The sequence below is a fragment of the Hyphomicrobium sp. LHD-15 genome, assembly GCF_031157355.1.
Lineage (GTDB): Bacteria > Pseudomonadota > Alphaproteobacteria > Rhizobiales > Hyphomicrobiaceae > Hyphomicrobium_C.
Genome location: NZ_JAVIFT010000001.1, coordinates 201,904 through 216,676, shown reverse-complemented (window position 1 = coordinate 216,676; position 14,773 = coordinate 201,904). Strand labels below are relative to the sequence as shown.

The following is a 14,773-nucleotide window of genomic DNA, read 5'->3' as shown; positions in this document are numbered from 1 at the left end:
CAAGGTGGGAACCTGCTTCTAGGACCTGGCCGGGCCCTAGAAGAAGCCGAGAGCCTTCGGGCTGTAGGAAACCAGCATGTTCTTGGTCTGCTGGTAGTGATCGAGCATCATCTTGTGGGTTTCGCGACCGATACCCGACTGCTTGTAGCCACCGAACGCGGCGTGCGCCGGATAGAGGTGGTAGCAGTTGGTCCACACGCGACCGGCCTGGATGGCGCGGCCGAAGCGATAGGCGCGGGTGCCGTTGCGGGTCCACACGCCGGAGCCGAGGCCATAGAGCGTGTCGTTGGCGATGGCGAGCGCTTCCTCGTCGGTCTTGAACGTGGTCACCGAGACGACCGGTCCGAAGATCTCTTCCTGGAACACGCGCATCTTGTTGTTGCCGGCGAGGATGGTCGGCTTGACGTAGTAGCCTTCCGCGGTCTCGCCTTCGATGATCGCCCGCTCGCCGCCGGTCAGAACCTTGGCGCCTTCGTCACGGCCGATCTGGATGTAGGACAGGATCTTCTCGAGCTGGTCGTTCGAGGCCTGCGCGCCGATCATGGTCGAGGCATCGAGCGGATGACCCTGCTTGATCTTCTGCACGCGGGCGACAGCACGCTCGATGAAGCGGTCGTAGATCTTCTCGTGCACCAGAGCGCGCGACGGACAGGTGCAAACCTCGCCCTGGTTCAGCGCGAACATCGCGAAGCCTTCGAGCGCCTTGTCGAAGAACTCGTCGTCGGCGTCGGCCACGTCTTCGAAGAAGATGTTCGGGCTCTTGCCGCCGAGTTCGAGCGTGCAGGGGATAATGTTCTCGGAGGCGTACTGCATGATGAGACGGCCGGTCGTCGTCTCGCCGGTGAACGCGATCTTGGCGATGCGCTTGTTCTGGGCGAGCGGCTTGCCGGCTTCGACGCCGAAGCCGTTGACGACGTTGAGCACACCTGCGGGCAGGATGTCGCCGATGAGATCCATCAGCACCATGATGCTCATGGGCGTCTGCTCGGCGGGCTTCAGCACCACGCAGTTGCCGGCGGCGAGAGCGGGAGCCAGCTTCCAGCAGGCCATCAGCAGCGGGAAGTTCCAGGGAATGATCTGGCCGACGACGCCGAGCGGCTCATGGAAGTGATAGGCGACGGTGTCGTGATCGATTTCTGCGATCGAGCCTTCCTGAGCGCGCAGGCAGCCTGCGAAATAGCGGAAGTGATCGATGGCGAGCGGAAGGTCGGCAGCGGTCGTTTCGCGGATCGGCTTGCCGTTGTCGAGCGTCTCGACCATGGCGAGCAGCTTGAGGTTGCTCTCCATCTTGTCGGCGACCTTGTTGAGGATGCGCGCGCGCTCGGCGGGAGCGGTCTTGCCCCACGTGTCTCTGATCTTGTGGGCGGCGTCGAGCGCAAGCTCGATGTCCTCGGCCGACGAGCGGGCGATGTCGCACAGCGGCTTGCCGGTGACCGGCGTGAGGTTGGTGAAATACTGGCCTTTGACCGGAGCCACCCACTGGCCGCCGATGAAGTTGTCATAGCGGGGGCGGATACGGATCTGCTGAGAAAGCTCGTTCAATGCCTGTTGAATCATGGGCATCCTCCTTGGGGGTACGGATCATCCAGGTGCGCGCGGAAGGCGGCCTGGTTCTTTTTTATCTGACTAGGGTGCAGTTTAATTAGAGAGGCGCACGACGAACGTCTATACGCCAAAGGTCCTAGTTTCCCGTCGCGTTGTCGTGATCACGGTCAGCTTAGAGACACCGGTTTATTAGCTCTTTGATTGTGAAAAGAATAAGCCGGGATCGAACATCTGCAGACGCACGATGTGGGGGACAGCCGGACGGGCGTGCCGCGTTCGCAACTGCACAACGATCTTGTGCCTAAGACATAGGCGCTCGGAGGCCGGAAGTTAGCCTTGAAGGCCGCGGATCTCTCGCAGACACTTCCGCCATGAATCTGAAAGCAGACATCGAGCCCGGGACGCCTTCGGGCGGCGTCTTGGCCGTGCTGGGATTGGCCGGCCATCCGAAGGGGCTCGGCGTACTTTTCTTTGCCGAACTGTGGGAGCGGTTTTCTTACTACGGGATGCGCGCCCTCCTGGTGCTGTTCATGGTGGCGCCCGCTGCCGAAGGCGGGCTGGGCATGCCGGCGGCCGAGGCTGCACTGGTTTACGGCAACTACACGATGGCCGTTTACCTGTTGTCGATCCCCGGCGGTGTCGCCGCCGATACCCTCCTCGGCGCCCGGGCGGCGGTGCTGATCGGCGGCGCGATGATTGCGGCCGGCCATTTCACCCTCGCCATTGCCCATCCCTGGACCCTCTACGCAGGTCTGATCCTGGTTGCGCTGGGAACCGGCCTCTTCAAGCCGAACATCAGCGCGCTCGTCGGCAGTCTATACGGCCCGCACGATACCCGCCGCGACGCTGGTTTCTCGTTGTTTTACATGGGCATCAACATCGGCGGCTTCTTGGCCCCGCTGGTAACCGGATTTCTGGCCCAGAGCCCGGCGATGAAAGGCTGGCTCGCGGAGCGCGGATTCGATCCGATCGCGAGCTGGCACTGGGGCTTCGCAGCCGCCGGTGTGGGCATGACGATCGGGCTGCTGATCCTGGCCTTTAACCGTACGCTGCCAAAGACCATCCCCGCTGCGCCGCAAAGCGAAGGGCATGACCGGCAAACGCCAAGCCCCATCCTCGCGCTCGTCGCCGTAACCGCCGGCACGTTGGCCCTGATGGCACTGATCCTTCTCTCTGATCGTGCGGGCTTCGAGTTTCTGCGCTGGGCTTATGTTCTGGTGCCGGCCGCCATTGCGTTCTGGCTGTCGTTATCGCTGGAGGACGTGCAAAGACGCTATGGCGCGATGTTCGTGCTGTTGATCGGTGCCATGATCTTCTGGGCCATCTTCGAGCAGGCAGGCGTCACCATCGCGCTGTTCGCCGACCAGCTCACACGATCCGAAATCGCCGGCTTTGCGTTTCCGTCGGCGTGGTTCCAGTCGCTCAATTCTCTGTTTGTGATCCTGCTCGCGCCGTTGTTCGCAGCACTCTGGATGAAGCTCGGGGAGCGCCAGCCGTCGAGCCCGGTGAAGTTCGGCCTCGGCTTGGCGTGTCTCGCGCTGTCGTTCGTGCTGATGGTACCGGCGTCGATCCAGGCCGCGGAAGGACGCGTGAGCCCGTGGTGGCTTGTCGGGCTGTTTTTTCTGCAGACGGTCGGCGAGATGCTGCTGAGCCCGGTCGGGCTCGCGACCATGACGCGCCTCGCGCCCGCGCGTGCCGTTGGCCTTGCGCTCGGCATCTGGTTTCTGGGCGCCGCCCTCGGCAACAAGCTCGCTGGCGTGTTCGCAACAGGCTTCCAATCGGCCGAGCCACAGGCGCTCGCCGGCAGCTTCCTGTGGCAAGCAGGTCTCGCCGGCCTCGCTGCGCTTGCCTTCTTTGCGCTGACGCCGTGGATCAGGGGGCTGATGGGCTCAGTTAAATAGCAGCGGGACCGGGGTGGCCATTGCGTAACTCTGAGACGTGTCTGGGCACCGGCCCTCGCCGGTGTGACGGTGAGTTTGGGCGATCACGCCTGCTGTATCGGGTGAGAACGCGTGGCTAACGCGCCGCGTTCAGCCGCTCGAACCCGGCTTCGAGATCGGCGATCAGATCGGAAACCTCGTCGAGCCCGATATGCAACCTGAGGGCCGGCCCTTCGGCGGTCCAGGCGGTCGCCGTGCGGTAGCGCGTCGGGTTGAACGGAATGATGAGGCTTTCGAAGCCGCCCCACGAATAACCCATGCCGAACAGCTCGAGCCCGTCGAGCATCGCCGCGAGCGCCTTGCGTGGAGCCGGGTTCAGGATCACCGAGAACAGCCCCGATGCGCCATCGAACTGCGCCTTCCATAGCCCATGACCGGGATCGGAGGGAAGGGCGGGATGCAGCAGACGTTCGACCTCCGGGCGGCCCTGCAGCCATTCCGCGACGGCAAGTCCCGAGCGCTGGTGGCGTTCGAGCCGGACTGAAAGCGTTCTGAGCCCGCGCAGGCCGAGGAACGTCTCCTCGGTGCCGGGGCAGCCGCCGAGCGTGGCGCGCGCATCCTCGACCAGCCGCGCCGTGCGCTCGTTGGCGGTGATCGCGCCCAGCATGGCGTCCGCATGACCGACGATGTACTTGGTGCACGCCGTGATCGAGACGTCGACGCCATGCTCCAGCGGCCGGAAGTAGAGTGGCGTCGCCCAGGTGTTGTCCATCAGCACGAAGATGTCGCGCGCTTTCACGGCTTTGACGATGGCGCCGATATCCTGCATCTCGAACGTCAGCGAACCGGGGCTCTCGGTGAACACGAGCCGCGTATTCGGCTGGATGAGATCGGCGATGCCCGCCCCGATCAGCGGGTCGTAATAGGTGGTGGAAACGCCGAGACGGGCGAGCAGCGTATCGCAGAAGCGCCGCGTCGGCTGATAGACGCTGTCGACCATCAGGATGTTGTCGCCGGCCTTGACGAAGGCCAGGATTGCTGTCGTGACGGCCTGATAGCCCGAAACCGTGAGCAGCGTGCGCGCGCCGCCTTCGAGACGGCAGAGCGCATCTTCGAGCGCAGCCGTCGTAGGCGTGCCGTGGCGGCCGTACTTGTAGGGCTGGGCATCGTAGGCTTCGATCGCGTCCAGCGTAGGGAAGATGACGGTCGAGCCGCGATAGACCGGCGGATTGACGAAACCGTGCTGTTGCGCCGGATCGCGGCCATTGTGCACCACGGCGGTCGCCGGATGGCGGGTCGCGCTGGAGCCCTTCTTGGGTTTCGTCATGAAATCATTTCCTTGGCTAGCGGTGCCGGCCGAAGTCCCCGTTATAAAACAAGGGGCACCGAGCGCCCTTTGACGCAACTTCCTACTGCGGTCAAGGGCTTGACCATCCATCCGCAACGCGGGATGTGTGGGCAGGGAGGCGTGAACGTTCCGATCTCCCCCCTTTGCGGCCCCGCAAAGGTACATGAAATTCGTCCCGGCCCGCCATAGCGCATGGTTCCGCCGATGACAGTCTGCTGAACCGGAGGCTCTTATCTGTGAACGCTGATCGCCAGAAGTCCGATCGCGCTCATCGGAGCCTGAAGGCCTGCGGGATTGCGGCAGCCCTGACCGCGGCGGCCGGCGTGCTCTTTGCGCCGCTGGCGAAGGCCTCGACACTCGACGACGTCAAGGCGCGCGGGCACCTGGTTTGCGGCGTCACCGAGGATGCGCAGGGGTTTGCGAGCGTCGCCCCAGGCGGCGCCTGGACCGGTTTCGACATCGACTTCTGCGGAGCTGTCGCGGCGGCGGTTCTCGGACGCAAGGATGCGGTCAAGTATCGTGTCGTCTCGCCGTCGAACCGCATCCAGGCCCTGATCTCCGGCGAGGTCGATCTGCTGCCGCGCGCCAACGGGCGCACGCTCTCGCGCGACACTGAGCACGGCATCCGTTATGTCGAGACGCTGTTTCACGAAGGCCAGGGCTTTCTCGTCAGACGAGGTTATGCCGTCGCGAGCGTGCTGGAACTGTCGGGCGCATCCGTTTGCGTGATGGGCGGAACGCGGGCCGAGCAAGCGCTGCAAGGTTACTTCCAGTCTCGCAAGATGCGTTTCGAGCTGGTGCTTCAGCAGCACTGGGCCGACGCCGCGAAGTCCTATGCGGACGGCGGTTGCACGCTATTGACCGGCGACCTCTCCGCCCTTGCCGCGGAGCGCAGCCGCCTCGTCAATCCGGCCGAGCACACGATCCTGCCGGAGTTGATCGCCAAGGAAATGCTGGGGCCGGTCGTGCGCCAGGGCGACGAGCAGTGGTTCTCCATCGTGCGCTGGACGCTGGAAGCTCTCATCGGTGCCGAGGAGCTTGGCATCGCGAGCAGCAACGCGGACGCGCTGCGTGAAAGCACGAACATCGATGTTCGCCGGTTTCTCGGGCTCGAGGCCGACCTTGGCCAGTCCATGGGATTGTCGCGCGACTGGAGCTACCAGGTCGTAAAGCAGAGCGGAAACTACGGTGAGATATTCGAACGCAACGTCGGCGTGCGCTCGCCACTCGGCCTCGAACGCGGCGTCAACAACCTTTGGACCAAAGGAGGGCTGATGTCGGCGGCTCCGTTGCGCTGACATGACGCCGAACGCGAGGCATCGCCAGATGACAGTAAAGCACCGATGAAGGAGCCCTGCACGTGAGCGCAACGCTTGTTGCCGTCGCGGGGCTCGCAGTCGCCGCGATCGAGATCAATGGTCTCGCTGGCGCAATTCTTCTGCTGCTGCCGTTGGCCGTTCTCCTGATCGTCGTTGTCCGCACCCTGCGCACGCCACAGCCTCAGCCCATCAGACAGTCCAAGATAATGAGTGCAATGCATACCGAGGCGCTGCCGCAATCCACCGAGGTCGACGAGCCTGCAACCGCGGCTGTCGAGGCCGTCGCGGCGCCGCGCAAGCCCGAACGCGCCGCATCAGATTGGCAAAAGCGCATCGAGGCCGCCGAGGCCGCGAAGGATCTGCCGACGGTCGCGAGCGCCTATCTGGCATTCGCGAGAGAGGAGATTGCGGTCGGAGAGACGGCGCGCGCCGCGGAGCACTTGCGCTCGAGCGTGCGCGCGGCGGCGAAGGGCAAGCTGGCGTCCATACAAGCCGAAGCGCGTCTGGAGTTGGCCGAGCTGGCCCGTGCGGCCGGCGATCTGACGACGGCGTGCGAGCACTGGCAGATCGCGCGGGGCTTGTTCCATCAGTTGCAGCAGGTGGCCGAGCTTGGCGAGACCGAGAAGCTCATGCAGCGCCATGGCTGCCCCACCGATTGGGTGTTGAACGATTTCTAGAAGGGCAGGGGCCAACAGGCAGGAGATCGCTTTTGTCCTGCCCGCTGCCCGTCCCTAATTCATCACCAGCTCGACTTGCGTCGTCTCGCCGTTGGTGAGGGTGATCTCGCGCTGAAACACGCGGCCCTGCGATTTCGCAATCACCGTGTAGCTGCCGGGCGCCAAAATGTGGGTCGGCAGTGCGCCAACGCTTTCCTTCACTTCTTCGCCCTGCGGGGTTTGGATCGTCCACTGCGTATCGGGCAGGGCTTCGCCACCGGCGCGGTGCACAAGCTTGAGCGTCGCTTTGGCCGCCGAATGGGTGACGACCGCTTCCGTGAGCTTTCCGGCTTCCACCGTCACGTCGCTGCGCACGACGGCGTTGCAGTCCCCGTAGGTCGAGACGATGTGATAGATGCCCGCGTTGAGCCGGAGGATCAGGTTCGGCTTCGCGGCCGAAAGCACGAGCTTGCGGTTGTCGGTCTGGTCGCGATCGGAGTAGACCGCATAGCTGACGCTGTTGTGCGGCGCATCGGTACCCGACACCAGCGCCTTGATGCGCAACCCGCCCGCGTTGAGCACGAACTCTTCTTTCGCGCCGTCCGCCTTGACCGAGATGCGCCGCGTGATGTGCGCCCGTCCGAACGCGGCATTGACGATGTAATCGCCTGTCTTGAGCTTGAACGTCGGCCGCGCATCCTGCTTGGTCGCGATCAGCGATGTCTTGCCTTCGTGACCGTTCGCGTGCCCGTAGATCCGCCAGACCAGCCCTTCCTCGATCTCTTCGCCATCGGCGGTCAGGCGAGCCTGCAGCTGGACATTGACAGCCTCGTTGCTCTGCTCTGCGCCCGCTGCGTTTTCTGCCGGGGCATCGGCCTTGGGCGTGCCCTGGCCCTGCAGGCCTGTCAGCCAGTCGGCAGGGGACTGCGCCCGGGCGCTGGGCACGGCAAAGCCGCCGGCACATAAGGCAAGCAGCGTCAGCGCGGAAAAAAGCCCGCGCCATGGGCATTTGAGCCGGTTCAGGCGGCCTGCCTCGAACATCGTTTCGCGAATCCCGCACAGAATGGAGCGATGAGACCGGGATGAGGCCGCGAGACCGTGGTTGAAGTATGGCGCGCCCGAACCTGACCTCATGGCGCGCCCACGGCGAGCTGGCGCCGCTCGCCGGCCTTGAGATCGAAAGCCTGCTCGATGCGGCGATCTTCCGCGTCGGTCAGCAGCACATACCGGCCCGGCGCCAGTTGTGCGGATGAGGACATGCCAGGCCCCGAATGCATGACGGTCCGGCCGGTCCCGTCCTTGACGCGCCACGGGCGCACCGATCCACCCCCGCCCACGATCGAAACTTCACCTGCTTCGAGCGCCAGCTGCACGCTGCCGCCGCGGCCGTTCGAAAGATCGACGAGCCCGAGCGTCTTGATGTTGAGCCCGCTCACCGAGGCTTCCACGCGATAGCGGGCCGGCGGCAGCTGGAACACGCCGGTGCCACCACTCGATCGTGCGATCTCGCCTGCGTTCTGCGCTTCGCCCAGGATGCGGATCAGGATCGGCCGGGTCGCGGCGCCGGCGACAGGCCCCGCGGGCCGCGCATTCACCGACAGCTCCACGAGGTTGAAGGTCGCGACATGCTTGATGACGCCGCCACTTCCGAGCGCGATCCGCTCCCGCGTTTCCGCAACGCCCGAGCGCGCCGTGACATAGTAAGTTCCGCTCGGCAGGGTGAAGCTTGCGGTGGGATCGGCCGAACGCGCGACCTCGCGCCGTCCTTGCGGCGAATCCGGATCGTCCTCGTCGATTGTGTAGCTGACGTCGCTCAAGGCGGCCCCGTTTGCCGCCGCGACCGCGCTGAGCTCGAGCCGTCCGGTGCCGAGCACGGGGTTTACTTCCACGCCCGCGCCTTCCGCGATCGTCACGTCGGTCGTCTGCTCGGCCAATCCATCCCGCACCCGCACCTGATACGACCCGGCCGGGAACACCATTTCGAGATCGGCTTCGCGCCCGACCCAGACTGGCCGCAGCGCGCCGCCTGCATCTTTGTTGGAGATTGTGACGAACGGGTTCGTGAGCGCCGTGCCGCTCTTATCGGCGCGCGCCGTGAGCTTCAGCAGTCCCGCGCCGAGCGATACTTTGACGACAGTCGGTTTATCCGCCGCGACCTCGACAGTCTGCCGCGCCGACGCCTGCCCGAAGCGGGCTTCAACGACGTACGAGCCGGGATCGAGATCGAGCGCGAGATCGCGTCCCCGCAGCGATTTCGCCACGGGGGCGTTCGGTGTGTCAGCCTTGGCAACGGAGAACACGGCGGCGGCCAGCGGCGCTCCTTCAGGTGAGAGCGCCGCCGAGAGGCGCAGTCCCGGAGCGCCGGCCGGGTTCGGAGCGGGCGCCGCTTTCGGCAGCGGCACAGCCAAGCCCGTCGCGGGATCGACGCGCTCCAGGTTGGCGAGCGTCAGGGTTTCAGCAAGCGCTTCGCCCAGTTCCGCCGAAGACTTGGCGTCGAACACGGCGCCGTTGGTGGTCGGAACGACGCACTGCAGGCGCTGCAGATCGCTTTTCTCGAGCCCGAACCCGATCAGGAACACGCGCGTCTTGGGGTTGGTTTTGGCGATGTCGGCGGCGGAAGCACACGGATCCTGGCCGCAATTGTCCATCCCGTCATGAATGACGATGATGTTGCCGCCCTGATCCGGCGGGATCTGCTTGGCGGCCTCCCGGAGCGCAAGCCCAAGCGGCCCTTTGCCTTTGGGGTTGAGCTTGTCGGCAAGGGAAGGAATGCGGTCGGCCGGTCCCCCTTCCGGCGGTGCCACGACTTCCACGTCGCTGCAATCGGCCCTCCGGCGCTGTCCGAACGACATCAGGCCGAGGCGGGCTCTGGGCGACGCGGTGGAAAGCGCCTCCCGCAGGGCGCCGCGTGCCAGATCGAACTTGGACGGTCGTTCGGTCCCGATCGTCCCCCACATCGAGCCGGAGCCGTCGAGCACGATGATGGTGGGACCACTGCCCTCGGCTCCGACCGCCGGTAACGCGGGCAGGCTAAACGTCAGCAATAGCGCGAAAAAAGGCAAGGAGCGGCGCAGTCTCTGCATCGGCTTTCGAATCCGTCTTCCGCGAATATGACGAGATGATTGTATCAGAGCGTCAATTGGGTTAGCGAGGCCGGCGAAGATTTCCAAAGGGACAAGCTCCCCAAAGGAAATAGAGATTCAGGGAAATAAGCGCAATGAACGACGCCGTGCTCGAGCTCCTGGCCACCCGCCGCTCCGTCAAGCCGGACAAGCTGGCCGCGCCCGCCCCCTCCGGCGCTGAGCTGGACCGCATTCTGACCATTGCCGCGCGTGTTCCCGATCACAAGAAGCTGGTGCCGTGGCGCTTCATGGTGTTCGAGGGGGAGGCGAGGGCGGCAGCAGGCGAGCTCTTCGTAGCGGCCTGCAAGGCCGAGGAAAACGAGCCGTCGCATGTCCGCCTCGAGACCGAGCGCACCCGCTTTTTGCGCGCGCCCCTCGTCGTGGCCGTCATCTCGCGCGTCGCGAAGCGCCCTGGCGCGCCGGAATGGGAGCAGATCCTGTCGGCAGGCGCAGCCGCGTTCAATCTGTGCCTGGCTGCCAACGCCGCCGGCTACGGTACCAACTGGCTTACCGAATGGATCGCCTACAGCCCCGCCGTTCGTGCCGGCCTCGGCCTTGCGGAGAACGAGCGCGTCGTCGCGTTCGTTCACATCGGCACCGCCACGGAAAAGCCCGAGGAACGCGAGCGCCCCAACCTCGCCGACATCGTCACGCGCTGGCAGCCGGCCTAGCCGAACGCGGCCTGACGGCGACGGATCGCAATCCAATGCCGATGTCGGCTATGGGCCAGGTGTCACCAAACGCATTTGCGTGTGTGGTGCGACGCCCAAAGCTGGCTGATCTCAGCGGGAGGCATTTGTCGGCTGGTCCTTGATGGCGCCCGTTGTCTCTTGAAGGCCGTCACTTGGCCCCGGTCGCGCTACCTCCCGACGGGTCACCAGGCGGACACTCAGGCCCACTCTGACCTTGAGCGCCACAGCCTTTTGCTTGTGCCGCTCGCTCGGCTGCCGGCTCTTCCACCAGCACCATGTAGAGAAAAAGCGCTGCCATGGACGCGAAAAAGAAGAGGCCCAATCCGCCGAGAATCTTGGCGGCGCCCGTCCACTGGCCCGGCGCGTAGATGCCGAAGAGGCTTGCGATCCACACGAGCGGCCAAATGAGAATGAGATCGACGCGGATGTTGCAATTCGCGTCGCACAAGGTTCCGTTGGCGATCAGGAACTCGTAGGCGGCGTAGAGCAGCCACGCGATGGCCGCTACGATCAAACCCAGGCGTGGTTGCCGCAACGCCGAGACCGCAAAGTACAAACCCACGGCAGCGGCGACGAACACGAAAAAGTACATCGTCCCTCCAGTCGATCCGCACCACGTTGCGCTTGTCGGAGTCGGCTGCCAGCGCTCGCGCCGATCCCCCCATGATGACTGACCAAACGACCTTTGAAAACCGCGGACAGCCGGCTCTTCAACTGCCGCGCTCATTGCGGAGAATGTAATCTATATTACCGTCAGTATTATGCAGAATTCGCCTTTAGTATCATCAGGCTAGCCGTTCATGCTGCAATACAAAATAAACACATTACGGCTAATGCTTCATTATTGGCTGTACGAGTGTTTTTTTTAATGGTTGCACGAGTGATTTCTGATGTCCTCGACAGAGATACAGACTGACACCCCCGCCGGAGACGATGCATCATTTGATGCCGTTCGGAGATTGGAAGCGTTGCGGGAGGAGTTCCAAAACGCTGAGGCGACGGAACCGGCTGACGAGCCTGCGCGCGAAGCTTCCCCACACTACCGGCGTTATCTCAAAACAGCGATTGCCGCAGTGCTCGCCGTTCTTCTTGGTTGGGTCCCGATCAGCCGGCTTCTCGTAACAAGCAGTGCCGAGGCGACCGTAAACGCGCGCCTGATCACGCTGCGAGCACCCATTGACGGCGAGATCACCAAATTTTCTACGCAGGTGGAGAGCGGGCAGCTTGAAATTGGCACGATCCTTTCGATCAGCAATGCGCGGACCGATCGGAGTCATCTCGATGAGCTTCAAAAAGTCGTCGTGCAGATGGAGGCGGAGCGCGGGTCTCTTAAGCAGCGACACGTGCTGCTCTCAGGCTTGTTGCAGTCGATGCGACAGCAAGCGGAAACATACAAAAAGGCCCGTACCGCGCAACTGATGGCCAGGGTCGCCGAACTGAAGGCAGACATCGTCGCAGCGGACGCGCAAGTCGCTGAAGCCAAGGCAACGCTCGATCGGACAAGCGCGCTGTTGCAAGCCGGATATCAGCCCGACGCCACGTACAAGAAGCACGAGCGCGACTTCAAGGTCTTGACCGAAAGCGCCCAGGCCGCCCGCAGCCGGCTTTCGGCGACGGAGGTCGAACTCGCAGCCGCGCGCAGCGGCATCTTCGTCGGCGACAGCTATAACGACACGCCGCAGTCCTCGCAGCGGGCTTACCTTTTGGACCAGCAGATCGGCGAGTTGGCGATTGATCTGGAAAATGTGGAAACGCGCCTCGCTCAAGCACGTGAAGCGCTCGCCAAGGAACAAATTTCGTTCGGCCAACGCAACATTGCAGAGATTGCCCTGCCTAAGCGCGGACGCATCTGGGAACGCCTGGTGACCGCCGGCGAGCAAGTGCGGCAGGGCCAGGAACTGCTTCGCGTCCTTGATTGCGGAGAGGCCGTAGTCACGGCGACCGTCAGCGAGGGCAACTACAACAAACTGGAGATCGGCGATCCGGCGGATTTCAGCTTTCGCAATGGCAGCGAGGAGTACAGAGGCTGGATTGTCGGATTGAACGGATTGTCGGCCGTCCCTGGAAATTTTGCCATCGACCAGCGCGCTATGGTTCGCGAGCCGTTCCATGTGTCGGTTTACGTTCCGGAGTTGACGCAATCCCGAGACTGCGGCATCGGCCGCTCTGGCCGGGTCGTATTTTCGAAGCCTGAAGCACAAAGCATTGCCGCCGCACGATTCAGTGCGCCGATCCGATGAGTGTCACTTCCGAGCTCAGCTATTGGGAAGCGTTCGCACCCGGTCTTGCGATCATGTTCGCCGCGATCGCATTGCTCCCGTGGTTGGATCGGAATTCGACCATAGCGCGATCGTGCCTGCTGGCTGTTTGCGCAGGCCTGCAATGGCGATACTTCATCTGGCGCATCACCGACACCCTTGCGCCGGTCGATCACTATGTTGATTTCGGTTTCGGCATCCTTTTCCTGCTCCTCGAATTCTTGACGGTCGTGGGCGCCACGCTTTCGTTGCTCGTGCTGACGCGGACCAAGCAGCGGTCGAGCGAAGCGACCGCCAACGGCGTCTGGCTGGCGTCGCTCGAGCGCAAACCACTCGTTGATGTGCTGATCTGCACTTACAACGAGGACGAGGCGATATTGCAGCGCACGATCATTTGCGCTCAGGCGATGTCGTACGAGAATTTCCGTGTCTGGGTTTGCGACGACGGAAAAAGGGCCTGGCTGCGAGACATGTGCGCCGAGCTGGGGTGTGGCTATCTCACGCGACCGGACAACAGCCACGCCAAGGCGGGCAACATCAACAATGCGCTCCGGTATTTGGAGTCGCAGGAAATTCAACCCGACTTCATCTCGATCCTAGACGCGGACTTTGCGGTAACGCCCCAGTTCCTCGATCGCGTTGTTGCGCTGGCCAAGGATAAAGACGTTGGAGTGGTGCAAACCCCTCAGCACTTCTTCAACCCCGATCCTATCCAAGCCAATCTCACATCGAAGCACGTTTGGCCCGATGAGCAGCGCTTCTTCTTCGACGTGGTCCTTGCATCAAAGGACGCTTGGGATGGAGCATTTTGTTGCGGAACGTCTTCGCTGATCCGGTTTGCTCCGCTGCGCGACATCGGTGGGTTCCCGACCGACAGTGTCACAGAGGATTACCTCGTAACCCTGAGGCTCGGTGAAACCGGGTATCGAACCGTCTATCTGAACGAAAAGCTGTCCGTCGGTTTGGCGCCCGAGGGACTTAAGGAGTATGTCGTTCAGCGTGCGCGTTGGTCTTTGGGCTTCATGCAGATCTTTCGCGGGCCGAGCGGTCCATTTTCTTTCGGCAACAAGCTGAAGCTCGTGCAGAGGATGCACCTCGTCGACACGTTTCTTCACTGGACCGCAACGTACTATTTCCGCATCGCGGCTCTCATTGTGCCGCCTCTTTATCTCATCTTCGATATCCAGGCCGTCTACGCCAACGTACCCGAGGCAATCTCGCACATCTTTCCGTTCATGGTGGCCCAATGGGCGGTTTTCGGATGGCTCACGCAATCGCGCGTTTTGCCGATCCTTGGAGATGTCAGCCAGCTTCTGGCTGCAACCCATATCGTGCAGTCGGTCACCGTTGGGCTTCTCCGCCCGCTAGGACACAAATTCAACGTGACGGCCAAGGGCGGCGATCGAAGCGCGGGATTTGTCCAATGGTCGTTCCTGCAGATCTTTGCGGGCTACCTGTGCCTGAATGTGGCTGGCATCCTTTGGGCTTTTGCGCTCAATCCCAGTAGGCCGTTGGCTGACGCGAGCGCCCTCGCACTGTTTTGGACCTGGTACAACATCATCATTCTGGTGTTGGCTTGCTTCGTGTGTGTCGAGGGCCGACAGCGAAGGGCAGGCGAACGGTTCGGGACGGGAGAAAATGCAATCGCTGTCATCGCCGGCGGCCTCTTTCCCATCAACGTGCGCGATATTTCGACGACGGGCTTGCGCGCGTTCGGTCGCTCGCCCGCCCCGATTGGTTCGACCGTCACGATTGTTTTTCCGGACTTGGAGGTTCACGGATCGATTGCGCGGGTGTCGCACCGAGACTTTGGCGTGCGTTTCGACAACAACGTTGCGCAGAAGCTGGCGATCATTCGCAGGCTCTACTCCGGCCGCTACTCGGCATCCGTGGAAACCGTATCGCCGCTTCGCGTTTCCAAGACATTGGCGAAGCGAGTATTCGGCTGAGGCT

11 protein-coding genes are annotated in these 14,773 nt (G+C 63.1%); 6 read left to right on the top strand and 5 right to left on the bottom strand.

Annotated features, from left to right (window positions below):
* Window positions 1-36: 36 nt before the first annotated feature.
* Window positions 37-1,557, bottom strand: a complete 1,521-nt coding sequence (gene adh / locus RCO24_RS00980) for an aldehyde dehydrogenase (RefSeq protein WP_308959488.1) — start codon at window positions 1,555-1,557, stop codon at window positions 37-39.
* Window positions 1,558-1,916: 359 nt separating this feature from the next.
* Here adh and RCO24_RS00975 point away from each other — a divergent pair, with 359 nt between their 5' ends.
* A complete protein-coding gene (locus tag RCO24_RS00975) occupies window positions 1,917-3,446 on the top strand; it encodes a peptide MFS transporter (RefSeq protein ID WP_308959487.1) in 1,530 nt (509 codons plus the stop codon).
* A gap of 115 nt (window positions 3,447-3,561) precedes the next feature.
* On the opposite strand, the gene metC is transcribed toward RCO24_RS00975, so the two are convergent.
* Window positions 3,562-4,752, bottom strand: a complete 1,191-nt coding sequence (gene metC / locus RCO24_RS00970; RefSeq protein WP_308959486.1) for a cystathionine beta-lyase — start codon at window positions 4,750-4,752, stop codon at window positions 3,562-3,564.
* 257 nt (window positions 4,753-5,009) lie between these two features.
* Between metC and RCO24_RS00965 the strand changes: the two genes are divergently transcribed.
* On the top strand, window positions 5,010-6,071 hold the full coding sequence (locus RCO24_RS00965; RefSeq protein ID WP_308959485.1) for an amino acid ABC transporter substrate-binding protein: 1,062 nt from the start codon (window positions 5,010-5,012) through the stop codon (window positions 6,069-6,071).
* 62 nt (window positions 6,072-6,133) lie between these two features.
* The gene (locus RCO24_RS00960) at window positions 6,134-6,769 is read left to right on the top strand and encodes a hypothetical protein (protein ID WP_308959484.1); all 636 of its coding nucleotides are present in this window, start codon (window positions 6,134-6,136) and stop codon (window positions 6,767-6,769) included.
* Window positions 6,770-6,823: 54 nt separating this feature from the next.
* On the opposite strand, the gene RCO24_RS00955 is transcribed toward RCO24_RS00960, so the two are convergent.
* Entirely contained in the window at window positions 6,824-7,789 is a 966-nt protein-coding gene (locus RCO24_RS00955; RefSeq protein WP_308959483.1) for a hypothetical protein, read from the bottom strand.
* 89 nt (window positions 7,790-7,878) lie between these two features.
* Complete coding sequence (locus RCO24_RS00950; RefSeq protein WP_308959482.1) at window positions 7,879-9,831, bottom strand: VWA domain-containing protein; 1,953 nt, start codon at window positions 9,829-9,831, stop codon at window positions 7,879-7,881.
* Window positions 9,832-9,965: 134 nt separating this feature from the next.
* Between RCO24_RS00950 and RCO24_RS00945 the strand changes: the two genes are divergently transcribed.
* Window positions 9,966-10,541 carry a nitroreductase gene (locus tag RCO24_RS00945; RefSeq protein WP_308959481.1) on the top strand — a complete coding sequence of 192 codons (576 nt, stop codon included), beginning with the start codon at window positions 9,966-9,968 and terminating at the stop codon, window positions 10,539-10,541.
* 169 nt (window positions 10,542-10,710) lie between these two features.
* On the opposite strand, the gene RCO24_RS00940 is transcribed toward RCO24_RS00945, so the two are convergent.
* Window positions 10,711-11,154 (bottom strand): hypothetical protein, encoded by a 444-nt coding sequence (locus RCO24_RS00940; RefSeq protein ID WP_308959480.1) that lies wholly within the window; start codon window positions 11,152-11,154, stop codon window positions 10,711-10,713.
* Window positions 11,155-11,452: 298 nt separating this feature from the next.
* Between RCO24_RS00940 and RCO24_RS00935 the strand changes: the two genes are divergently transcribed.
* Window positions 11,453-12,802: an HlyD family efflux transporter periplasmic adaptor subunit gene (locus RCO24_RS00935; RefSeq protein WP_308959478.1), complete on the top strand. Its 1,350-nt coding sequence runs from the start codon at window positions 11,453-11,455 to the stop codon at window positions 12,800-12,802.
* The gene (locus RCO24_RS00930; protein WP_308959477.1) at window positions 12,799-14,769 is read left to right on the top strand and encodes a glycosyltransferase; all 1,971 of its coding nucleotides are present in this window, start codon (window positions 12,799-12,801) and stop codon (window positions 14,767-14,769) included. The genes RCO24_RS00935 and RCO24_RS00930 overlap by 4 nt, the downstream gene beginning before the upstream one ends.
* The last annotated feature ends 4 nt before the right edge of the window (window positions 14,770-14,773 follow it).